22 protein-coding genes and 1 tRNA gene are annotated in these 22725 nt (G+C 55.7%); 10 read left to right on the forward strand and 13 right to left on the reverse strand.

What is annotated here, in order from left to right; genetic code table 11:
- Positions 1-317: 317 nt before the first annotated feature.
- Both msrQ and msrP read right to left on the reverse strand, forming a co-directional pair.
- Positions 318-932, reverse strand: coding sequence for a protein-methionine-sulfoxide reductase heme-binding subunit MsrQ (gene msrQ, locus QMP16_RS13105; RefSeq protein WP_282152738.1), 615 nt, complete (start codon positions 930-932; stop codon positions 318-320).
- A 4-nt stretch (positions 933-936) separates the two neighbouring features.
- A complete protein-coding gene (gene msrP / locus QMP16_RS13110) occupies positions 937-1839 on the reverse strand; it encodes a protein-methionine-sulfoxide reductase catalytic subunit MsrP (RefSeq protein WP_282152739.1) in 903 nt (300 codons plus the stop codon).
- A gap of 336 nt (positions 1840-2175) precedes the next feature.
- Between msrP and QMP16_RS13115 the strand changes: the two genes are divergently transcribed.
- Together QMP16_RS13115 and QMP16_RS13120 are read left to right on the forward strand one after the other, a co-directional pair.
- Positions 2176-2991, forward strand: coding sequence for a cyclase family protein (locus QMP16_RS13115; protein ID WP_282152740.1), 816 nt, complete (start codon positions 2176-2178; stop codon positions 2989-2991).
- Between the two features lie 130 nt (positions 2992-3121).
- On the forward strand, positions 3122-4048 hold the full coding sequence (locus tag QMP16_RS13120) for a class I SAM-dependent methyltransferase (RefSeq protein WP_282152741.1): 927 nt from the start codon (positions 3122-3124) through the stop codon (positions 4046-4048).
- A 66-nt stretch (positions 4049-4114) separates the two neighbouring features.
- Here QMP16_RS13120 and clpB read toward each other — a convergent pair whose 3' ends face one another.
- Both clpB and QMP16_RS13130 read right to left on the reverse strand, forming a co-directional pair.
- Positions 4115-6733, reverse strand: a complete 2619-nt coding sequence (gene clpB, locus QMP16_RS13125; RefSeq protein WP_282152742.1) for an ATP-dependent chaperone ClpB — start codon at positions 6731-6733, stop codon at positions 4115-4117.
- A 127-nt stretch (positions 6734-6860) separates the two neighbouring features.
- Positions 6861-7181, reverse strand: a complete 321-nt coding sequence (locus tag QMP16_RS13130) for a hypothetical protein (protein ID WP_170564848.1) — start codon at positions 7179-7181, stop codon at positions 6861-6863.
- Between the two features lie 146 nt (positions 7182-7327).
- Between QMP16_RS13130 and pyrF the strand changes: the two genes are divergently transcribed.
- A complete protein-coding gene (pyrF, locus tag QMP16_RS13135; RefSeq protein WP_282152743.1) occupies positions 7328-8047 on the forward strand; it encodes an orotidine-5'-phosphate decarboxylase in 720 nt (239 codons plus the stop codon).
- Between the two features lie 308 nt (positions 8048-8355).
- Here pyrF and QMP16_RS13140 read toward each other — a convergent pair whose 3' ends face one another.
- A complete protein-coding gene (locus QMP16_RS13140) occupies positions 8356-8763 on the reverse strand; it encodes an NUDIX domain-containing protein (protein ID WP_058271371.1) in 408 nt (135 codons plus the stop codon).
- Between the two features lie 88 nt (positions 8764-8851).
- Between QMP16_RS13140 and QMP16_RS13145 the strand changes: the two genes are divergently transcribed.
- Positions 8852-10105: a DNA polymerase IV gene (locus QMP16_RS13145; RefSeq protein ID WP_282152744.1), complete on the forward strand. Its 1254-nt coding sequence runs from the start codon at positions 8852-8854 to the stop codon at positions 10103-10105.
- Positions 10106-10107: 2 nt separating this feature from the next.
- Here QMP16_RS13145 and QMP16_RS13150 read toward each other — a convergent pair whose 3' ends face one another.
- Positions 10108-10968, reverse strand: a complete 861-nt coding sequence (locus tag QMP16_RS13150) for an N-formylglutamate amidohydrolase (RefSeq protein ID WP_282152745.1) — start codon at positions 10966-10968, stop codon at positions 10108-10110.
- Between the two features lie 149 nt (positions 10969-11117).
- Here QMP16_RS13150 and QMP16_RS13155 point away from each other — a divergent pair.
- Positions 11118-11192: transfer RNA gene (locus QMP16_RS13155), tRNA-Val, on the forward strand.
- Positions 11193-11282: 90 nt separating this feature from the next.
- On the forward strand, positions 11283-11408 hold the full coding sequence (gene ykgO / locus QMP16_RS13160; protein WP_005648635.1) for a type B 50S ribosomal protein L36: 126 nt from the start codon (positions 11283-11285) through the stop codon (positions 11406-11408).
- 321 nt (positions 11409-11729) lie between these two features.
- On the opposite strand, the gene QMP16_RS13165 is transcribed toward ykgO, so the two are convergent.
- The 3 genes from QMP16_RS13165 to QMP16_RS13175 form a co-directional block, all read right to left on the reverse strand.
- The gene (locus QMP16_RS13165; RefSeq protein WP_282152746.1) at positions 11730-12596 is read right to left on the reverse strand and encodes a hypothetical protein; all 867 of its coding nucleotides are present in this window, start codon (positions 12594-12596) and stop codon (positions 11730-11732) included.
- 317 nt (positions 12597-12913) lie between these two features.
- Entirely contained in the window at positions 12914-13495 is a 582-nt protein-coding gene (locus QMP16_RS13170; protein ID WP_282152747.1) for a DUF1826 domain-containing protein, read from the reverse strand.
- Complete coding sequence (locus tag QMP16_RS13175; RefSeq protein ID WP_282152748.1) at positions 13492-14703, reverse strand: GTP-binding protein; 1212 nt, start codon at positions 14701-14703, stop codon at positions 13492-13494. Before QMP16_RS13175 ends, QMP16_RS13170 begins: the two co-directional genes overlap by 4 nt.
- A 266-nt stretch (positions 14704-14969) precedes the next feature.
- Here QMP16_RS13175 and QMP16_RS13180 point away from each other — a divergent pair, with 266 nt between their 5' ends.
- The gene (locus QMP16_RS13180; RefSeq protein WP_282152749.1) at positions 14970-15986 is read left to right on the forward strand and encodes a Fe(3+) ABC transporter substrate-binding protein; all 1017 of its coding nucleotides are present in this window, start codon (positions 14970-14972) and stop codon (positions 15984-15986) included.
- A 67-nt stretch (positions 15987-16053) separates the two neighbouring features.
- Here QMP16_RS13180 and QMP16_RS13185 read toward each other — a convergent pair whose 3' ends face one another.
- A complete protein-coding gene (locus QMP16_RS13185) occupies positions 16054-16983 on the reverse strand; it encodes an autotransporter domain-containing protein (protein ID WP_282152750.1) in 930 nt (309 codons plus the stop codon).
- A gap of 241 nt (positions 16984-17224) precedes the next feature.
- On the opposite strand from QMP16_RS13185, the gene QMP16_RS13190 reads away from it, so the two are divergent.
- The 3 genes from QMP16_RS13190 (at position 17225) to QMP16_RS13200 (ending at position 19699) form a co-directional block, all read left to right on the forward strand.
- On the forward strand, positions 17225-17440 hold the full coding sequence (locus QMP16_RS13190) for a hypothetical protein (RefSeq protein WP_282121307.1): 216 nt from the start codon (positions 17225-17227) through the stop codon (positions 17438-17440).
- A 287-nt stretch (positions 17441-17727) separates the two neighbouring features.
- A complete protein-coding gene (locus tag QMP16_RS13195; protein WP_282152751.1) occupies positions 17728-19260 on the forward strand; it encodes a phospholipase D family protein in 1533 nt (510 codons plus the stop codon).
- 73 nt (positions 19261-19333) lie between these two features.
- Positions 19334-19699, forward strand: a complete 366-nt coding sequence (locus tag QMP16_RS13200) for a cupin (RefSeq protein WP_282152752.1) — start codon at positions 19334-19336, stop codon at positions 19697-19699.
- A 127-nt stretch (positions 19700-19826) separates the two neighbouring features.
- On the opposite strand, the gene QMP16_RS13205 is transcribed toward QMP16_RS13200, so the two are convergent.
- The 3 genes from QMP16_RS13205 to dctP form a co-directional block, all read right to left on the reverse strand.
- The gene (locus QMP16_RS13205; RefSeq protein WP_282152753.1) at positions 19827-21098 is read right to left on the reverse strand and encodes a TRAP transporter large permease; all 1272 of its coding nucleotides are present in this window, start codon (positions 21096-21098) and stop codon (positions 19827-19829) included.
- A gap of 3 nt (positions 21099-21101) precedes the next feature.
- Positions 21102-21620, reverse strand: a complete 519-nt coding sequence (locus tag QMP16_RS13210) for a TRAP transporter small permease (RefSeq protein ID WP_282152754.1) — start codon at positions 21618-21620, stop codon at positions 21102-21104.
- 73 nt (positions 21621-21693) lie between these two features.
- A complete protein-coding gene (gene dctP, locus QMP16_RS13215) occupies positions 21694-22683 on the reverse strand; it encodes a TRAP transporter substrate-binding protein DctP (protein ID WP_282152755.1) in 990 nt (329 codons plus the stop codon).
- Positions 22684-22725: the final 42 nt, after the last annotated feature.

Genomic DNA, 22725 nt, shown 5'->3' on the forward strand with positions numbered 1-22725 from the left:
TCAGCGCGCCCGCCTAAATCATTCCCTAAGATGCCCACCGTCTCTCCGATGCGTCCGGCTGTCTCTCCAACCCGTCCGGCCGTCTCTCCGACCCGTCAGCACCGCCTCAGCAGCGCCGGTGAAGGGGGTTCTAAGTATAACCGCATAAGTCCGCAAGCAGAAAATTAGACAAACTTACAAAAAACCGAATTTTCTTAATTTATTGCATAAAAACAATATATTACCAAGCGACGACCATTCCAAACAAAGCGATCGACAGAGTGGCTGGCAGCGAATCTGGAGTATTAGACAGAGTTACCCACAGACTCGGTACCGAGTCAGGCGGAATCGGCCGCGCGGAACCGAGTCAGCAGGCCGGAAACCGGAATGCGTAGCAGAATCAGGCCGACGATCAGAGACAGGTAGACCAGCGGTTCGATCTGAAATCCTTTGGCAAGCATAACATAGTGCAGCCCGCCCAGAATCGCGGCGGGAAAGACAAGCCGCTGCAGGATGCGCCAACGGGCCCCCAATTTGCGCAGGGACAAGTTATTGGACGTTACCGCCAGCGGGATCATCAGGATAAACGCTGCCATGCCGACTGTAATATAGGGGCGCTTTACAATATCCGCCCAGATCTGACTGGGCAGCTGCACGTCCAACACCAGCCACACCAAAAGATGCAGGCTGACATAGGCAAAGGTCAGCACGCCCAGCGCCCTGCGAAACTTGAGCAGGTTCAGTCCAAAAAACCGCCGCAGCGGAGAAATTGCCAACACGACGATCAACAGTTGAAGCGCCAGTTCGCCGTACCGGTGTTCCAACGCCTCAATCGGATCCACGCCCAGACCGCCGGTCAGTCCCTGGTAAAACAGCCAGGGGGCCGGAAGCGCCCCCAGCAAGTAGACCAGCCACACCGGAATGCGGCGCAATATCTGATTCAGCGTCTGCATGGTCCTAGTAGAATTCCTTCAGATCCATACCTTCGTAAAGTCCGGCGACCTCTTCTTCGTAACCGTTGAACATCAGCGTCGGGATACGCTTGGCAAAGAGTCCGCCGCCAATCTGACGTTCCGAGGCCTGCGACCAGCGCGGATGATCCACGTTGGGGTTCACGTTACTATAGAAGCCATACTCGCGCGGGGCAGACATGTTCCAACTGGTGGGCGGTTCAACATCCGAAACGGTGATGCGGACAATAGACTTGATAGACTTGAAACCGTATTTCCACGGCACCACCAGACGCAGCGGCGCGCCATTTTGGTTCGGGATAGGTTTGTCGTAGATACCAGTCGCCATGATCGTCAGCGGGTGCATCGCCTCATCCAGGCGCAAGCCTTCCCGGTATGGCCATTCGAGGATCGGGAACTGAACACCCGGCATCTCATCGGGTCGGTATGCCGTTTCAAAGGCCACGTATTTGGCGCCTTCTTGTACGCCAGCCATATTCAGAAGGTCCGCCAGTTCAAAGCCATTCCACGGGACCACCATCGACCAGGCCTCGACACAGCGGAATCTGTAGATGCGCTCTTCGACCGTCATCTCGGACATGATGTCCTTGAAGTCATATTCACCCGGCTTGTCGACCAGACCGTCGATCGTGACGCTCCAGGGTTCGGTCACCAGGGTATGCGCGTATTTCGCGGGATCGTCCTTGCGGGTCCCGAATTCGTAGTAGTTATTGTACGAGGTGATCTCTTCCCAGGTGTTGGGTTCAAGAGCTTCCTGCGCCGCTGCCGGTCTGGCCAGCCCCGCCAATCCTACACCCGCCAGGCCGGCCATCACCTGCCGCCGATTCAAAAACGCCGCCTGTGGCGTGACGTCGGCATGTGTCAGTGTATTGGTCCAGCGATGCGCCATTTAAGTCTCCTTGGTAAGCTAGTCTGAGATTCCAGATAATCCGCTGATACCACACCGCCAAGGCAACATACGTCACGATTGGGAGAAGAGACTGTAACGATTCACGCCAAGTCCATACCAAACCACTTCAGACATCCCCGAGGGCGAATTGCGCCAAAACCATTAGCGCCTGTCACGCCAAGTTGATCGCGCCATGCCCAATACGGGCGGAATACCCGGACCTTCAATCTTTACAACTGCTTCACGCAACTTGCAGTCTTGTCGTCAGGATCGGCCAACGGGCCCTTAGATCCGCTGTCCACCCGATTGTCGGGCAAGACTAAAGGGAGAAGACGAATGTGTGACATCTGCGTGATGAACGCGGTCAAAGACCGTATGCTGTCTAGAAGAGGCTTCTTCAAAGCCGCCGCCGCCTCTGGTGTAGCCGTTGCCGCCACTGGAGCCAGTGCACCAATTGCCCTGGCCGCTGGCGTGGGCAAGGTTGAGGACATGACCCACACGCTCAGCGCCGATTTCCCAACTTTTTTTGGTGAGCCGGGATATGCGTCCGAACAGGTTTTCAATTTCGGCGAACACGGCTTTAACCTGCAGCGCCTGACGGTCAATGAACACACGGGCACCCATATCGACGCGCCACTGCACTTTTCGGCGGACGGTGCTTCGGTCGATGAAATCCCAGTCTCTGATCTTGTCGCGCCGCTGTGCGTCATCGACATCGCTGCCCGGGCCGCCGAGGATGTTGATACGCTGCTGACCCCGGATGATCTGAAGGCGTGGATGTCTGCCAACGGCGACATTCCGGATGGCGCTTGCGTGGCCTTGTATTCCGGTTGGGCCGCGAAAGCTGACAGCGACGCGTATCGCGGTTTCGACGGTCAGGCACAACATTACCCCGGCTTTCACCCCGAAGCCGCAATGATGTTGATCGAAGAAACCGGCGCGCGCTCTATTGCATCAGACACGCTGTCCCTCGACCACGGCATCTCGACCGACTTCGCAACTCACTATGCATGGCTACCCACGGGCCGTTTCGGAATTGAGAATATCGCAGGCTTGGATCGTGTGCCGGCCGCTGGCGCGACGATTGTGATTGGTGCACCGAAACACGCTGGTGGCACCGGAGGACCCGCGCGTATTTTCGCGATGATTTAATGAAGTGGCCCGCCTGCCTGGCGGGCTCAATTTCCCGAAAGCTGGCTACATTGACGGGGTGATCTGAACTCTACTGGTTGTCAGGGTATTCAAACTCTGTTCCTGTGAATGCAACCACCGTGAGTTTCATATGTTTTATGTTCCGCAAAGCTCAATCCCCGGACTAAGCCGCACCGCCCTTGGGGTTTGCGCCTTTTGCGCCTTGGTAAACCGTAACCCAACGTACCGACGCGTATTCTACGACCCATTTGCCGAACAGCTATTTCGAAACGGGTCGGTGGAAGGGCCCGAGGTTCTGGACCAGGCAACCGATTGGGACGCCGTACTGAAATTCGCCGATGATCGCTCGGTGGCTCGTCGCCTTGTCGCGTCGGTCCTGTGGCGCAAGACGTTCATGCAAAGCCGAGCGCTTACTGCGATCAAGAATGGTGCACGTCAGATCGTTGTACTTGGCGCGGGCCTCGATACGCTGGGCCTGAGACTGTCCAACAGTCATAGACACATTCCGGTGTTCGAGGTCGACCGCCCCGAAACCATCGAAGCCAAGCGGTCGTTGGTCAGTGCCAATTTTGGCGTACCGCCGAACGTTCAATACACCGCAGTTGATTTCTCCCGTGAGGCAACTCTCGAAAAGTTGCAGTCCCTCGGCTACGACCACGAAATGGGCACAGTCTTTATTGCCGAGGTTTCGCTGGAATATGTGGCACCGCCCGAAGTTGCAGACGTATACGCAATGATCCGGTCAAATGGCGCGAAGCAAACGCGATTTCTGACGACCTACGCTTCGACCGCTGCAGCGTCGCAGGCACAACAAGAAGTCGATAGTATTGGGAAGGCCGTGGCCGGGGTCGGTGAACCATTTCGTTTCAACATCTCGCCTGATGAGGTTGGCACCTACGCGACCCAACAAGGGTTTTCTGTGCTTGAGCATATATTTGGGCGCAAAGGGACCGAAAGCTATCTGGCCGAGCTGGGGTTGGGTCCAGAGACAATGGATTTTCAGATGAACGCTCTGGATGCGTCCTCGTTTTCTCTGGTTCAGTTGCGACCTGCTTGAACAGCATACTTTTGGGGCTACAATCGCAAATAAAAGGCCCGCCAATTAAGCGGGCCTTTGTTCGGTTTAGTGCACCACGGCATCATCAGGGCGCGGACGCTCGGACGTGCCCAGCCGATCGCCTATAATCAGGCCATCGGGTCCGGCGGTTACAGGGACGGTTTCGCCGTCCTTAATCTCACCAGCAAGCAGCGCCTCGGCCAGCGGGTTTTGCAAGGCACGCTGGATCACCCGCTTGAGCGGACGGGCACCGAAGACCGGGTCATAGCCCTCGTCGGCAAGCCATTCCTTGGCGGCGCCGTCCAAGACCAGCTCGATCTTGCGGGCGGCCAGACGTTTTTGCAGACGCGCCATCTGGATATCGACAATGCCATCCATATCTTCCCGCTTGAGCCGATCAAAGATGATCGTCTCATCCAGACGGTTCAGGAACTCGGGTCGGAAATGCGCCCGGACCGCATCCATCACGTCGCGTTTGGCTTGCGCACTGTCCGCGCCTTCGGGCAGCTGGCTCAGCGCCTGAGAGCCGAGGTTCGACGTCAGGATGATCAGCGTCTGCTTGAAGTCCACGGTGCGGCCCTGACCATCGGTCAGCACGCCATCATCCAGAACCTGCAAAAGCACGTTGAACACATCCGGGTGCGCCTTTTCGACCTCATCGAACAGCACGACCTGATAGGGCCTGCGCCGCACGGCTTCGGTCAGCACACCGCCTTCGTCATAGCCGACATAGCCCGGAGGGGCACCGATCAGACGGGCAACCGCGTGTTTCTCCATGAACTCGGACATATCGATACGCACCATCGCGTTGTCGTCGTCGAACAGGAAGTTCGCCACAGCTTTGGTCAGCTCGGTCTTACCGACACCCGTGGGCCCGAGGAACAGGAACGAGCCCAGCGGGCGGCCTTCGTCGTTCAGGCCCGCACGCGCACGACGTACAGCATTGGCCACAGCAGTGACCGCCGCATCCTGACCGATCACGCGGGAATGCAGATCGTCTTCCATCCGCAGTAGCTTCTCGCGCTCGCCTTCCAGCATCTTCGAGGTCGGGATACCAGTCCAGCGTTCAACCACCGAAGCGATCTGTTCCTGACGCACCGTTTCCTCGGCCATCATCTGGCTGCTTTCGGCATTTTCGGCCTCGGTCAGCTTTTTCTCAAGCTCTGGGATGACGCCGTAAGACAGCTCACCCGCTTTGGCGAGGTTGCCTTCACGCTTGGCAATCTCGAGATCAGCGCGCGCCTTGTCGAGCTGCTCTTTCAGATCGCGCGCGCCAGCAAGCTTGTCGCGTTCAGCCTGCCACTGGGCGGTCATCTCGGCAGATTTCTCCTGCAGATCGGCCAGATCCTTTTGCAAGGTTTCCAGACGGTCCTTGGAGGCCGCATCATCTTCGAGCTTCAGCGCCTGTTCCTCGATCTGCATCTGCAAAATCTGACGATCCAGTTGATCGAGTTCCTCGGGCTTGCTGTCCACTTCCATCCGCAAGCGAGCCGACGCTTCATCGACCAAATCGATGGCTTTGTCGGGCAGGAAACGGTCGGTGATATAGCGATGCGACAAGGTCGCTGCAGATACCAACGCCGAGTCCGAGATGCGCACACCGTGGTGCAGTTCGTACTTTTCCTTGATGCCGCGCAGGATGCTGATCGTGTCTTCGACAGTCGGCTCCTGTACCACAACCGGCTGGAACCGGCGCGCAAGGGCCGCGTCTTTTTCAACGTATTTGCGATACTCATCCAGCGTGGTCGCACCGATACAGTGCAGCTCACCCCGGGCAAGCGCAGGCTTGATCAAGTTGGCGGCGTCCATCGCACCATCAGATTTCCCTGCTCCGACCAGCGTGTGCATCTCATCAATGAACAGGATGATCTCACCGGCCGCCTCGGTGACCTCGGTCAGAACAGCCTTGAGGCGTTCTTCGAACTCACCGCGATATTTCGCACCGGCGATCAGCGCACCCATATCGAGCGCAAGCAGCTTTTTATCTTTCAACGACTCCGGCACGTCACCGTTGATGATGCGCAGGGCCATGCCCTCGGCAATCGCAGTTTTACCGACGCCGGGCTCACCGATCAGAACCGGGTTGTTCTTGGTGCGACGCGACAGAACCTGCATCGAGCGGCGGATTTCTTCATCGCGCCCGATGATCGGATCGATCTTGCCCTCAGCTGCGGCTTCGGTCAGGTCACGCGCATATTTCTTCAGCGCGTCATAGCCTTCTTCCGCCGATGCGGTATCAGCCGTACGACCCTTGCGGATGTCATTGATCGCTTCATTCAGCTTTTGCGCAGATACGGCACCGGCTTCCAACGCCTCTTTGGCCTTGGATTTCACCATGCACAGCGCCATCAGAACGCGCTCGACGGGCACAAAGCTGTCGCCTGCTTTGGTCGCGATTTTCTCGGCTTCTGCAAAAACCTTGGCGGTCTGGCCATCCATGTAAATCTGGCTCGCATCACCGCTGACCTTCGGAATCTTAGACAGCGCGGCGTCCAGCGCTTCGACCACGCGGGTCGGCGCGCCGCCGGCGCGCGTGATCAGGTTGCTGGCCAGCCCCTGATCGTCATCCATCAATGCTTTCAAAAGATGTTCGGGCATCAGTCGCTGGTGCCCCTCGCGCATCGCAATCGTCTGCGCCGCCTGCACGAATCCCCGTGCCCGCTCGGTGAACTTGTTCAAGTCCATAGTATTCTCCTTTTCCTAAGCGCCCTGAATATGATGCGCCCGCCTGGCGGCACGCGTCGGTCTGGGCCTCACATTCAATCTGGGAAATATCTTTGTTTGTTCAAGAGGCTGGAGCGCAGATTCAGACTTATCGTCGGGGCACGGTGTAGACAGTATATCCGCCCGTCTGTGCGACCTCGCGCGCAGGGTACATTTCCACCAATGATTGTGCGGCGTCGCTGCCCGTCGGGCAAGAAACAAGGTCTGCTGCATCATCCAGAAAATTGACTGTAAATGACGTCTCGCCGGTCAATTGGCAATCATCGTCGGTCGAGCGATATCCCCCCACCAGACGCAAATTGTCATTGGTCGGGGATTTGATGACCGTATCCGCGGCCTCATTTTCCAATGGCATATCCTGACATCCCATCAGAGCCAGAAGTATCCCAACACTAAATACCTGTTTCATAGTCCCCCCATCGAAAAATTCTTAGGAATGACCGGCACCATATCACAGTCCGGCCAAAGCTGCGTGATCTGGATCACGCGCGCTGCATGGACACGGCGGCCTGAAACCGCTAGGACGCAGACGTTTGCCAAAAAGGAGCCCGCACCATGTCCGATGATCGCCTGATCGTAGCCCTAGATGTTCCCAATGCCCTTCAGGGTCTGGCCATGGCAGAACAGCTGGGCGACAGCGTTTCCTTTTACAAGATCGGGCTGGGGATGCTGACCGGTGGCGGGTTGGCATTAGCCAATGAACTGAAACAGGAACACGGCAAGCGCATCTTTCTGGACATGAAGCTGTTCGATATCGGTAACACCGTCGAAAACGCCGTTCGCGGGCTGGTGCAATTCGATCTGGATTTCCTGACGGTGCATGGTGATCCCCATGTGGTTCGGGCCGCGAAAGAAGGGGCCGCTGGCAAAGACCTCAAGATTTTGGCCGTTACCATCTTAACCTCGCTGAACCGCAACGACCTGGATGCCAGCCTTCTTAAAGAGGGCGACGTTCAGGATCTGGTTGTCGAACGCGCTGCACGCGCGCTTGAGGCTGGTGCCGACGGCGTCATCGCCAGCCCGCAAGAAGCCGCGCTAATCCGTGCCCTGCCCCAGGCCGAAGGTCGTCTGATCGTGACCCCGGGCGTCCGCCCCGCAGGTGCCGCGCTTGGCGATCAGAAACGAGTTGCTACACCCGCAAATGCCGTCGCAGATGGCGTGGACCACATCGTCGTGGGCCGACCTGTCTATCAGGCCGACGACCCTAAAGCTGCTGCCGAGTCAATCCTTGCCGAATTGTCCTCGCCGCAGGCAAAAGCACCGAACAGGGCTTAATTCTCGACGCATTGCAGGCTAAAATTTTTTAGGGCTTGATGCCGGGTGGTCGCGTCCGCGCAGACAATTTCTGACGGTTTCTGCGGCTCAAGCAGTTGACCCAACGTCACTTTTTGCCAATTCCGCGCCAAATCGTCCCTGTGCCCCAAAACACACATGAAATATGCGAGTTTTCGTTGTGTGACCTGGGTCCTATCTAAATCCCGAGATTTGCGCGATTCTGGGGACGTGATACTCCCCGCGGACCATCTCTTCCTGAGGTCCGTCACCTCCCCCCGCCAATCGCGGGGGGTCTTCTTCTGAAAACCTCACATATCAAAAGACGGCCTACCTTGGACCAAATAGTCACGTAGGCGGATCGCGAAATTCGGCACCGCCAATGCATTCTCAAGGTAAATGTCCGGCGACATCAAACACCATCCCTGCCCCTCATCGCCAAATCTAATCAGGTTGACGTCGCTGGGTGGCCGGTGTGCTGCGAAGAACCAGTTTTGCCCATACATGCGCGACCAGACGAAATCAGCCTTGGCGAGGTGCAGACCGACTTCTTCCAGTGTTTCTCGCCTGACGCATTGCAACGGGGTCTCGGCCCCTTCGCGCCCGCCGCCGGGAAAGTCGAAATAGCCCGGGAACGGGATGTCCTTCTTATCGTCCCTTTGAATGACCAAAAGGTCTGACCCAAGAAACAGTGCGACCTTCGCCCCCGTGAACTGCATGAGCGCTTTCTCTTTGCTGCCCGACCAGATAAATTTTAGCCAGTAACGCCTGATATGACAAAGCGCATAAAACTGAGAAGTAAATGTAATGCCCGCTTTATGCCGCGACTGCTTTTCGATTCTGGAACAGGAAGCGCGCTGCCCTTCCTGCGGCAGCCCGCGGATCAAGACACACCCCGAGCTGTTCGACCTGTCCATCGCGCATATGGATTGCGACGCATTCTATGCCTCGGTTGAAAAGCGGGACAATCCCGATCTGGCCGACAAACCGGTGATCATCGGAGGCGGCAAACGCGGTGTTGTCTCGACCGCTTGTTATGTGGCGCGTATTCGCGGCGTCCGCTCTGCGATGCCAATGTTCAAAGCCTTGCAACTGTGCCCGGACGCCGTTGTCATCAAGCCTCGCATGTCGGTCTACGCCGAGGTGTCACGCCAAATCAGAGCCATGATGGACGAATTGACTCCCGTGATCGAACCGCTGTCACTGGACGAAGCATTCATGGATCTGTCCGGTACGCAGCGACTGCATGGCGCGCCACCTGCGGCCATGCTGGCAAGGTTGGTTAAGCGGATGAAGGACGAACTGGGTGTAACAGGCTCGATCGGTCTGTCGCACAACAAGTTTCTAGCCAAAGTCGCCTCAGATCTGGACAAGCCGCGTGGGTTTTCAGTTATTGGAGAAGCTGAGACCGCCGAGTTTCTGTATGACAAACCGGTGCGCCTGATCTGGGGTATCGGCCCGGCGGCACAGGAATCGCTGGATCGTGCCGGCATCCGCGCCTTCTCGGATCTATTACGCTGGGATCAGGAGGCACTGACAGCCCGCTTCGGATCTATGGGGTATCGGCTATGGCATCTGGCGCGCGGTCAGGACAAACGGCGCGTGTCTTCGCACGAGCCAATGAAGTCGATCAGCAACGAAACCACGTTTTTCGAGGATACAGCCAGCCTGGACATCCTTGACGGGCATCTGTGGCGCATGTCCGAAAAAGTTGCGGATCGCGCCAAAGCCAAAGGGCTGGCCGGACGGGTCGTAACCCTGAAACTCAAACAAGCAAACCACAAGATCATCACCCGACGTGTCTCGTTGCGGGACGCCACGCAGATCGCGGACCGCATCTACCGCACCGCACGTGGGCTATTCGATCAGGTCGGCGACAAAGGGCCATATCGTCTGTTGGGTTGCGGAATATCCGATCTGTGCCCCGAAGATCAGGCGGACATCTCGGGAGACCTTTTGGATCCCGACGCGTCAAGGCGGTCTCAGGCGGAACGCGCAACGGATGAAATCCGGCGCAGATTCGGAACGGATGCGATTGTCAAAGGCCGGGCTTTGCGCTGAGGTTACTCGGCGGCCAGACGCAACGGATCGCGGCCAATACCCGAGATTTCCCGTATGACCTGCTGCATCATGTCCTGAAACGCTGCGAAATTGCCGTTCGGCGCGATTTTGACCTCATCCATATACAGAGATCGGTCGATCTCAATCTGGATAGCGTGCTGATTGCGCCCTGGCCGCCCGTAGGTCTGCGTAACGTATGCGCCGGCGAAGGGCGCGTTGCGCGCCACGATCAGACCCGCCGAGGCAAACGCGGATTCGATCCGGTCCACAATCTCGGTCGAAGCCGAAGCGCCAAATCTGTCACCCAACACGATCTGCGGGCGCTGGGACGTGGTCGTACTGGCCATCGAAACCGCTTCATGCGGCATCGAATGGCAATCAATCAAAATGGCCTGACCAAAAGCGGTGTGCGATTCGGCCAGCAGCGACTTGAGACGCGCATGATAAGGACGCCAGCAGGTGTCGATGCGCAAACGCGCCTCATCCATCGTCAGCTTCCCGCGATAGATTGCGCGCCCATTGGCGACGACCCTGGGAATCACGCCCAGCCCCGAAGCGACACGCGGGTTATGGCCGTGGCGGCGCGCGCCCTGGATCAAAGCCGGGTCCAGCTCCTCAGCACTGCGGTTAAGATCCAGATAGGCTCTTGATTTTGTTGCGGATATTAGGGGCGCACCATGGTCAGTCGCTGCGAAAAACAACTGATCCACGAATGCATCTTCCGAAGATCGAATCACATTCTGGCTCAGAACCGTCCGGTTCAGCATCGCTTCAGGGTAGTTCCGGCCACTGTGAGGAGAAGAAAAAACAACGCAAGACGTGCGCTTGACGGGCATATCCAATACGTAAGCAGCGTTCTTCATGGTGACTCCTTGTTCGCATTGAACATAGACCGGAAAATAGTTCTACCAAACCCCTTGAACCCCTTTGCGACTCCTTTTATAGACCCCGCTACCGGCGCGGGGTTCCGCGCCCCATTTCGTTATGGGGCAGGACAACGCAAAGGGTACGTGGGCGGTTAGCTCAGCGGTAGAGCACTTCGTTGACATCGAAGGGGTCACAAGTTCGATCCTTGTACCGCCCACCATCGTTTCACTGTTCCGGGTTTCCGGGGCACCCGCTAACCCAGGCGCTGGCCACGTCCTTGATGAAGGCGCCGCAGATTGGAGACAGACCCATGAAGGTCAAGAACTCGCTCCGCTCGCTCAAGAACCGGCACCGTGATTGCCGTGTTGTGCGTCGCAAAGGCCGCGTCTACGTGATCAACAAGACGCAGCGCAAGTTCAAAGCTCGCCAGGGCTAAGAACTGCACATACCGTTAAAGAAAAACCGCGCTTTTTAACGCGGTTTTTCTTGTTTTGTAATTGAACGTGTTCTGCGTGCGCCTCAGCCCTGGGTACTGGCAATAAAACTTTGCTGATCTAGTTGGAAATGGGCATTTGACGCACTGGATGGGCAAAAAGTATTAGCTGCAACAAATACGTATAAATGTCATTGGTTTTGCGAAGCACCAGAGGCTCTTTTCACTTAACCCTCATATTAATTAGACCCTGCCTTTGCGCCGGTGCGCCTTCGTAGGCTAATCGGTAAAACGACAAAGCCCAAATTCGCGTTTGAGTATAGTTTAGTTTTTTCGTTTAGGATCGCGACCTCGCGAGATGAATGATCTAACGTGCTTCCAGGGATACCTGAGAACACAGCTCAACTCGGCCTGCGTTTGCTCTAATTCAGCTTGTGTCTTCTTAAGCTCAAGGTTCAAGGCTGCGCGTTCCGTTTGTGCGGAATCGCGACCCCTAATTGCTTCACTTAATTCTGCAGTTTCAGAGCCAGCGTCCATAGGAGATAAATTTGCCTCTAGTAGAGGAACCAAGTCTCCGGAAAACGAGGCCGGGTTCCAAACCACCGCAAAGAGTTTGAAGCTGTGATCAAATACTGAGCCTCTTGCACGATCTTTAATTGACCACGGCCATGCAAAAAAGACTCTATATTCCCACCCATTTGGCAAAACAGAAGCGATGTCGTCTGACAATCTTTCTTCGGTTACGACCTGTTTGTGTGTGTGAGGATCTTTTGAACGCCCATCGAACGCCTTGAGATGATCAGGCACATAGCGCATTTCTTTGAACGAATCTCTGATGGCCAATTGCTCCACTCCGGCAGCATCCCAACCTTCGAAATTCGGCATAGTAAGAAAAGCTGCGCTGGTGGTTCGTTTAAAGATCGTGTCCAAAAATTTTCGACTGTCTTGCGGGTTTATATGCTCGTACACTTCTAGCAAGAACGACAAATCAAATGGCTCCTGCGCAAGGTAGTCGGCAAAATTTCCTCCATTCAGATTGTTGGAGTTTAGCCATTCGACAGCTTCTAAATCTTCATCAACCCCAAAAAAGAGAGCCTCCGGCAAGATCTTATTAGTGAACGCTGCAATTGGTCGCTTGTAACACCCGACATCGGCAATCCGCGGGGTAGCTGTGAGGTTCAGGTTCCTCATGAACAAAGCTGCAATTGGCAATATTTGGTGGCCAAAATAGGCAGTCGGAAAGCTTGTGCCTATGTTTGAGACATCCGACATTCAAAACCTCGATCTGTTTCATAAAATATTGTCTATTTTGACTCTTTTTTTGCTAGATTAGTCGAAAGCAGTGAATGTGCAACCTTGCGGCTCTTTTTGTTGAAGCAATTGGTACACTGTTTTGAAGCGGGTTGCCGAACATAGCCCGAGGACAGTTCTTTGTGTCAGTGTGGGAACATACGATCCGGTTCGCTTTCTGGGTCCGTCAAAGGATCAAGAACAAGCACCAGCCGTGTTTAACCCGTTCCCTCGATTGGTGGCGAACGATGCAAAAGCCCGGACTTCGGACTTTCCGGCCAAAGCGTTCCGCGCAACAGTATCGGCGCACCTGTTGGTACGGTGAAAACACGTTTCGGCTCGTTGCCATCGTTTGAAATTCCGTATTGCGTTCCAGTCCCTCGATAGGTGCAGACCAAACGCGACGTGACTGCGTCGATGTGAAACCTGCGGCAGGCATTTGTGGTTACCACATCCAAACGCAGCCGAAGCCATTTTGATTCCATAAGACCAGCAAACAAGGTTGCCATCGCGGCAACATCATCCACCAATAGATCACGTTCCGGACCTTCGGGCGTACCATGCGCGTCGCTCAGCTCAACCATCGCGCTGCGCACTGTCTCGGGGCGCAGGATCACGCGCGCTTTGGGCAGGTGTGCGGGATCCAACCTGTTGATCCAGTTCTGAAATCCGGGCAAGGGGTCGCGCCGCCAAATCGCTGCGGCGCAACCGGGGTTGTGAATGACCGACAAGTCCCCGGGCGTTTCTGCTATGCCGACACCTATTGCGGCATCTTTGACGACTTCACGCACCAAATTCATGCCGCAGCCTCTGACCGACGCCAAACTGGGAATGGGTCGGGCAGATTGGGAAGATCTTCTAGGCGTCCCGCGGCTGCGGCAGGAACTAATGCAGAATCAAGCCGGGCTTTGAGCAGGGGCCAATCTATTCCGCTGCCGATGAAGACGATCTCTTGTCGCCGGTCGCCCCAGGGCTCTTGCCAATGCGCTTGCATATAGGCCTGCGCGCTTTCGTGATCCGGTCTGCGTTCTTCGGGTACTGTCGCCCACCAGGTGCCAAGTGGCTGTACCGAGGACAGCGCACCGGCCAATGAGAATTCGGCAACCCAATCGGGGCGCGTCGCGATCCAGAAATGCCCCTTTGCACGGATGACGCCCAGCAGATCGCCATTCAGGATCGTCAGAATCTTCTCTGGCACAAAGGGTTGTCGCGCGCGGTATACATAGCTGGTAACGCCATACTCTTCAGTTTCGGGCACATGATCCGCGAACCCATACAGTTCTTTGGCCCACATCGGATGTTCATGCGCCTTTTCGAAATCGAACAGGCCGGTATCCAGGATTTCATCGGCTGCCACGTCCGAGTGGTTCGTTTCGATAATCCTTGCGTCAGCGTTCAAGCTTCGAATGATTTTCCGCGCGGCGTCTACTCTTTCTGCTCCGGCATCGGCGATCTTGTTGAGAATAACCACGTCAGCAAATTCGATCTGATCGGTCAGCAGATGGACCAGCGTGCGTTCATCCTCTTCACCGAGCGTTTCTCCGCGATCGGCCAGAAAATCGTGGCTAGAGAAGTCCTCCAACAGGTTAACCGCATCGACCACCGTGACCATTGTGTCCAAGCGCGAAACATCCGACAGGCTTACCCCGTTCTCATCCCGGAAATCAAACGTCGCGGCTACTGGCAAAGGCTCAGAGATTCCGGTGGATTCGATCAGCAGATATTCAAAGCGGCCTTCGCCGGCCAATCGCCGAACTTCGTCCAGCAGATCGTCGCGAAGGGTACAGCAGATGCAGCCATTTGACATCTCAACCAGCGTCTCATCCGTGCGGGATAGTTCAGTGTCGGCACGCACCAAGTCAGCGTCGATGTTCACTTCGGACATATCGTTGACGATCACGGCAACGCGACGGCCGTCCCGGTTGTTCAGAACGCGGTTCAACAATGTCGTTTTGCCTGCGCCAAGAAATCCGGACAGAACAGTTACGGGAAGGCGGGTGTCGGTCATTGGGTGTCTACCTATTTGAAGGACTCAGGTGAAAAGGCGCATCATTTGGGCGAAAACCTCTGATACGGCGTGCAATCTATCGTTATGTTATTACATTTTGTCAATAGATATGGTGCCACATCAGGGCAACCTGAGAATACGCGGAATAAAACAGCGATCATTTGACCAACTAATTTTGTCAGATTTCCTTGCATCCTCTCGGGAATCGTTTAATTGACAATTTCAGTCGGATTACTACGCCGCACATTTCAATGTTGGGAGTTATGATGCTCAAATCCTCTACCTGCTTCGCCGCCGCATTGTCGGCCTTGATCGCCACTTCTGCCGCTGCTGAGGGTGAGTTGAACCTCTATTCCTCGCGCCACTATGACACCGACGAAAACCTGTACAGCGATTTCGAAAAGGCCACCGGCATCACCATCAACCGCATCGAAGGCAAAGCCGACGAGCTGATCGCGCGGATGGAAGCCGAAGGCGCGAACTCGCCCGCGGACATTTTGCTGACCGTCGACACCTCGCGCCTTTCACGGGCCAAGAATGCAGGCATTTTGCAACCGATCGAAAGCGCCGTTCTGGAAGAGCGCATCCCGAACAACCTTCAGGATAGCGACAATGAATGGTTCGGCTTCTCGCAGCGTGGCCGCATTATTTTCTTCGACAAGGAAAACGTCGCCAACCCGCCGGCGACATATGCCGATCTTGCCAAGCCCGAATACAAGGGTCAGGTCTGCATCCGGTCGTCCAGCAATACGTATAACCAGACCTTGTTGGCTTCGATCGTCACCCATGAAGGTCCCGAGGCCGCCAAGGCATGGGCCGAAGGCATCGTGGCCAACATGGCCCGTGAACCACAGGGCGGTGACACCGACCAGCTGCGGGGTATCGTATCCGGCGAATGCGACATCGCGGTTTCAAACACCTATTACTTTGCCCGTGCAATCCGCAAAGATGTCAAAGGTGTTTCGGCCGATATCGACGCAATCGGTTGGGTCTTCCCGAACCAGGACAGCTATGGCGCGCATATGAACCTGTCCGGTGCAGGTGTTGCCGCAAATGCACCGAACAAAGAAAATGCCGTTCTCTTCCTCGAATATTTGGCAAGCGACAGCGCCCAGCAATATTTTTCCGCCGGGAATGACGAATTCCCCGCGGTTGAAGGCGTCGCACTGGCGGACTCGGTGAAATCGCTGGGTGAGTTCAAAGCGGATGAGGTCGTCCTGTCCGACGTCGCCGAAAACCTGCCGACAGCACAAAAGATCTTTAACGAAGCCGGCTGGAAATAATCCAGGCAAGAACCAGAGCAGTATGAAGGGCGCAGGTTTTCTGCGCCCTTTTCCTTTGGTGGCTGGTTCAGAACCGCACCCCAAACCCAACTGAAAACCCGGAAAATGAATCGGCGATAACGCCGTTCAGCATGACGCGCGCGCCCTCGACGGCGGGCAGCCCAATCTTTGTGGTTTCGACCTCAATTCCGACACCGATCGTCGCCAGCCAATCCGTATCCAACACCATCGCGCTGTCGCCGTGATAAAGCACAACGCCCCCATCCAAAACCAACTTGGACGGACGGCCCAGCAGCTTGACCTTATCAAGTGGATAACGGTAGCGCGAAAACAACGTCGTCTGGTTCGAATTTGCGCGAGCATCCCCCGCTTGCGGTTCGTTTATCGGATAGAACTCTAAAAACGTCTGACGTAACCTGTACTCGGCCTCCCAACGGCCGAATTGTGCCTCGCGAAAGACGCTCAGGGACGCCCCGATACCAAAGGCGTTAAGGTTACCGTCCACTGCGCCTGCCCCGTTCGAACGGGACGGAAACAGCGGAAAATTGGAAAACACCGCATCCGTGGTGACATGGCCAAGCGACAGATGCGCAACTGGCCGGATGTACCAGTTATTGGTAAGCGGAAGCTCCCACCCGACGCCAAGGGTCGCGGCGATGCTTGACCATGTAACATCCAGCTCGGTATCAGACCCAATCTCGGGAAAAATCACCAGCGGGTTATAGTTCTGATAGGCAAACTGTCCTTCCAGATAAAGGCCATTGCCCAACGGTTTGAATCCGCCGCGCAGCTGCGTGGACCGCAGATTTCTCGCGTCACCAGATGCGCTCAGAAAGGACAGGGACGATAGTGTTTCGTTCGGTGTGGCCGCGACGCTCAGCACCGCAAGCGCGGCGCGGGCGGCGGCTTCAGAGGCGTCTGGATCAAGGTTTTGCGCGGTGGCAGGCTGGGCGAAACTCCAGATCAAAAACGATGTGTACGCAACAAGTCTTTTCAATTGCGGGTTCGCCTGTCGGTTTTTGTCGACTGCCAAGCACATCGTTATCGACGCGCAATGCGTTTGACAGATCGTAACCCAGTCTTTGTTTACGAAAAACTAAAACAACGAATTCGCGGCCATGAATTCTGAGGACTTGTATTTTGGAAACACTCGGTCGCGATGACGTTTTCAGCGACCATCCCGAATGTGATTTGGTATTTTCCCCCGAAACGGGTTCAATCGTGTCAGGAGATTTGTCATGAAAAACCCGGAAAGTTTCGAAAAGTTCTACTTTGCCAAAGTTGGCATGGGTGAAGCCTGCGGCTGTGCCGAGAGGGTGATTGATGTGTTCGAATTCAATCGACAAGGCGGCGCACAGTCCACGCGCGCAGTGAAATCAGAAAGACGCAAACGTCGTTCATTCCGATCCTGGGCCATGAAATACGGGTTGCTGAGCCGAAAACCTCGAACCTGATGCTCGTCGCCCATCTGTGGGACAGTGCCATGACTCTGTTAGGTGCCTTATGATCAGAATAGGGGGCCTATCGGACCTGCAATAACCCGCGACACTCCTCCAGTTTCGGTATCCGAGACTCCGTCCTCAATTGAAAACGACACGGTCAGCAAACACCGCTGCCCGAGCCTTCTAGGGTTTCGCCCAAACAACACAGGCTTGGGAAACGGCCCGGCGAATCCGGAAACAAACTTGCAATCACCCCTACAAGCGTAGTCACCTGAGATGGAACGGGGGGGAGAATGTCGATGAAGCCATGGGCTATCGTGGTTTGTATGTGCTGTACGCTGGCTCTTGCTGCATGCGCCCCCAAAACGCGCAGTTACGAAAAGACCGTTTCGTCGTCCTTTGCGGCCCCCGCAAACAGCGCCCTGGTGCGCGCAGCCGACCGGCTTGGCGATCCCAAGGATGGGCGGTCCGGGGTAAAACTGATCAGTGATGGGGAACAAGCGCTGGTTTCAAGGCTTTTGCTGGCCGCTGCAGCCGAGCATACCATCGACACGCAGTACTACCTTTTGCACAATGACCCCACGGGCCACCTGTTTGCGGCCAGTCTTTTGCAGGCGGCGGACAGGGGCGTTCGTGTCCGGCTGCTTTTGGATGACATGGACACGTCCAGCTACGACGCTATGACCGCAGCGCTGGACTATCACGAGAATATCGAGATCCGGCTGTTCAATCCCTTTTGGCGGGATCAAAGCCTGCTGATTGCAGGTCTAACAGACTTCAAACGCATCAATCGTCGGATGCACAACAAATCTATGACCGCAGACAACATGTTCACGATCGTCGGGGGGCGCAACATTGGGGCCGAGTATTTCCTGGCCCGGGAAGAAATGAACTATGCCGATCTGGACGTGCTGGCGGCAGGCCCCGTCGTAAATGAGGTTTCCCAAAGCTTTGACGCCTATTGGAACAGTGAATTTGCCGTTCCCGCACGTGTGGTTGTTGGACAACCGGAATCGTTTGACCTGAACGATGCGCGCACAAGGCTGAATGAGTTGGTGGAGGAAGCAAAACAGACCCAGTACGGCGCTGCGCTCAGGAAATCCGCGCAAGAGAATTTTGCCGACGGCGCGCTGCGGCTGAATTGGGTTCCTGCGCGTTTGTATGCGGACCCGCCTTCAAAAGCTGCGGGCGTTGAAACGTCCGACCCCATTCTTGCATCGCAATTGCTGCCGTATTTTGAAATTGCCAGCAGCGAGGTAAATATCATCTCGGCCTATTTCGTGCCGCGCAACAATGGCGTCCGATGGATGACCGAGTTGGAAAATCGCGGTGTGGACGTCAAGGTCGTGACCAATTCCTTAGGGTCAAATGACGTCGTGCCGGTCTATGCGCATTACGCCAAGAAACGCAGAGCGTTGCTGCGCGGTGGTGTTGAGCTTTATGAATTGCGGCCAGATGCCTATCAGGTTCAACGTCGCGGTATCAACTGGGCACAATCCCGATCCGGCCTGCATTCCAAGGCTTTTGCCATCGACGACCGTTACCTCTTTGTTGGCTCATTCAATTGGGACCCGCGGTCTGTGAACATCAATACCGAAATGGGCATTCTGATCGACTCTCCCGCGATGGCCGTTCAAACGATGGGTGCATTGGACGCGGCCCTGCCCGCCTACACCTACCAGGTGACGTTGGAACGCGCAGGCCAGCTTAAATGGAGAACACGAGGAGCGGAAGGGGAAAAACTGGAATACGATTCCGAGCCCACGGGGTCGGTCTGGGATCACATCGTCTCTGGTTTTCTGGGTATTTTACCGATCGGGTCACAGCTTTAGGCCCGCAAGTCATGACTAACGCGACCGATCATTCTTAGGTTTACCGCTGCGAAAAGCTGAAAGGACGTTCACCGTGAAGTATTGCAAGCTTTATGCCGATGCTGCTGGCGAAAGCCATTGGGATGACATTGACGTCAACCTCGAGGAACGGAGTTTCGCCCCGCCCGCGCAGGCCATCGAGGTATCCGAGCCAGAGCGCGTCAAACAGACAATGTTCCTGCGGCTTCGATCCGGTTGGAACGAGCCTATCCATCCGACCCCGGTGGCGCAAAGGCTGATATGCCTTGCAGGCACAATCCGCGTCACTGCAAGCGATGGAAACTATCGTGAAATCGGCCCCGGCGACGTGTGGCACATGGAAGACAAGGTGGGAAAGGGTCACCACACCAGGGTCACAAGCGATCAGGATTTTGAAGCCGTCATAATTCAGCTCGAGTAACTTCGGCGATCCGAGGCCGTATACGAAACCCCAGGCGGAATATTCACCGTCGGACGGCACCGTTTCGACCTGGCGGTTTCCGGGTATGGCTGCTTGGATGAACCCATAGAGTGCGCCGCTTTTGCCGTCAGAACAGCTTGTAAGGAATCCAAAGCGCTAAATCCTGCCAAAACCACAACAACACGGCCGTTGCCAGCATTATGAATGCAAATGGGATGGCCCCTTGAATAACCTCTTCAAGGCGCGCCTTTCCGACAGCCTGAAGGACAAACAGGTTCAATCCGACCGGCGGAGTGATTAGCGCCGTCTCGATCAGGACGACGAAAAAGATGCCGAACCAGATCGGATCAATTCCCATGACTTCAAGCGCAGGGAAGAGCACCGGAACCATAATCAGCATCATGGAAAGTGCTTCGAGGAAAAAGCCGATAATCAGCAACACGAGCCCGACCGCGAAGATAAATATCGTCGGGTTTGAGATGTTTTCAGTGAGAAAGCTGCTGATCGATTGCGGAATCAGATACAGAGTAATGGCATAGGAAAAGACCTTGGCCCCTGCGACGATGATGAAAATCATCACAGTGGTTATCAGTGAATCGTGCACGGCTTCTTGCAGTTTTGCGAAGGTCATTCTTCCCATCGCGAACGTCATGATCATCGCAATCACGAACCCGATGCCCGCGCTTTCTGATGGCGTGGCTATTCCTGCATAGATCGATCCAATGATTGCTATGGCCAAGACGACAGTCGGAAGCGCACTTAGCGTCACCAGAAACCGTTGTTTCATTGGCATGCGCTCGACTTTTAAGCTCTCTTTGCCGCGCGCATACAGCATGGCGTAGATGATAAAGAGCGTGGCAAGGAACAAACCCGGTCCAATTCCGGCAAGGAAAAGCGTTGGAATCGAAGTCTCGGTAATGACGCCGTAGATGATCAGCGGGATCGATGGGGGGATCAGAATGCCCAGGGTTCCTCCGGCGGCGAGTTGTCCCAAGATGAACGGACGGTCATAGCCGCGCTTTTCCATCTCGGGGATGGCGACGGTGCCAATTGTGGCCGCCGTTGCCACCGAGGATCCCGAAATCGCCGAAAAAAGCGTGCAGCTTTTGATCGTAGCGACGCCCAATCCCCCGGGCCAATGCCCGACCCAAGCCTGCACGCTGGCAAAGAGATCCCGTCCGACGCCGCCTTTCAACAGAACGTTTGACATGAGCAGGAACAAAGGCACGGCCAAAAGTTCAAAACTGTCCATCGTCCCGAACAGGCGCTGCGGCACGGCAATCAGTGGGAGCCCTTTCAGCCATAACAGCACAACGCCAAGTGCGCCCATGGCAAAGGCGACGGGCACGCGCAAAAGCAGTAAACCCAGCAGGGCCCCGATGATCAGTATGGTTTCCAAGGGTCAGTGACCCCCGAGTTCATGGCTTTGCAGGTTCGCCTGACCCGTCCACACCCGGTAGATTTCCACCAAAGCCTGAAGCGACAGCAAACCAAACCCGACCCAGATCGCGGATTGTGTATAGGCCTTGGGTACAGCAAGGTAGCTGTCCGTCGTGTGCCCGGCGAGCGTGGATTTCAGCCAGATGTCCCATCCATACCGTGCGGCGACGCATCCGAAGAACACGATAACAAGCAACGAAAACGTCTCGACAATCCGGCGCCTAAGCGTGTTCGCATCCCGGAACGCCAAATCAATGACGATGTGCTGGCGGTGCTTTAGAACATAGGCTGTCGCGCCAAAAGTAGCCCACACCTGAAAGATCCTTGCGATCTCATCCACCCAGACCGTCGGGCTGGTGAGCGCGTAGCGCATGAAGACCTCGTAAGCCACGAATATACCTATGGCGAAGAACATCCATCCGGCGACAATACCGAAGAGTTCAGACAGCCAATCGACGGTTCTGGTCAGGGCTTGCAGCATTCGGGGCGCCTCGCCAAGAGAAGAAGCAACCGAACCTGGGATGTCCGCTTGCTTTGACAATATGAAGAAGGGATTACATTCCGGACACGGCTGAAATCACTTCGGCGGCGGTATCGCCTGCGTCATCGACAAAACGCTGAGAAACGCTCGAGGTCGCCTCAATCCATTGCTGACGCTCTTCATCGGTCAGGTCGACCACGGTCATCAGGCCACGCATTTCGTCGATCGTTGCATCTTCTTCTGCGTAAATCGCGTCACGCAGTTGCTGTTCGACCTCAGCGGCGGCGTCCAGAATGATCTGCTGATGATCGGGCGAAAGGCTTTCGAAAAAGTCGTTGTTCATGACGGCAACAAATTCGATGGCACTGTCATATGACAATGTCATGTGATCCATCACTTCGTGCAGTTTTCGCGACTTCACGGCAGACGCACCTGTCATGCCCACATCTACAGCACCCTGCTGATAGGCCAGAAACTGTTTGGACCCCGACATCAGCGTGGGTGCGCCACCAAGCGCCTCGACCGTCCAACCAATCACCTTACCGTAGGTCCGGACTTTTTGGTCCTTGAGGTCGGCGGGTGTTCGAATGGCAGACCCGTTCGACAAATAGACATTACGCCCAAACGCCTGCCACCACAAAACCTTGGCCCCCGTTTCCTCAAGCACAGCGGCATCCAGAATGTTGCGCATCGGTGATCCAGTGGCAACGGCCGCCCGCAGATGGTCTTCATCACGGAAAAAGAAAGGCAGGTTCACAACGTCTACTGCCGGGACCGCCCCAGTAAATCGGCCAAGAAACGCCGAACCGGCCTCGACAGCGCCTGTACCCACTGCTTCTGGAACTTCCTTATCTTTGTAAAGCTGCGCTGACGGGAACAGTTGAACCGTTAGCTCACCGCCGGACTTCTCTTCAACGATATCCTTGAACGCGATCCAGTTCTGTCCAAGCGAATGGGTCTCAGGCAACTGTAACGTGACTCGGATGATTGTTTCGGCCTGCACCATGATCGGAGCCGACACGATGAGCGTTGCAGCCAACGCCGCCTTAAACATGTTACGCATGATTCCTCCGTCGAATATTCGGATTTTCCGCTTTCTTAACTT

This window comes from Ruegeria atlantica (assembly GCF_947495585.1).
Lineage (GTDB): Bacteria > Pseudomonadota > Alphaproteobacteria > Rhodobacterales > Rhodobacteraceae > Ruegeria > Ruegeria atlantica_G.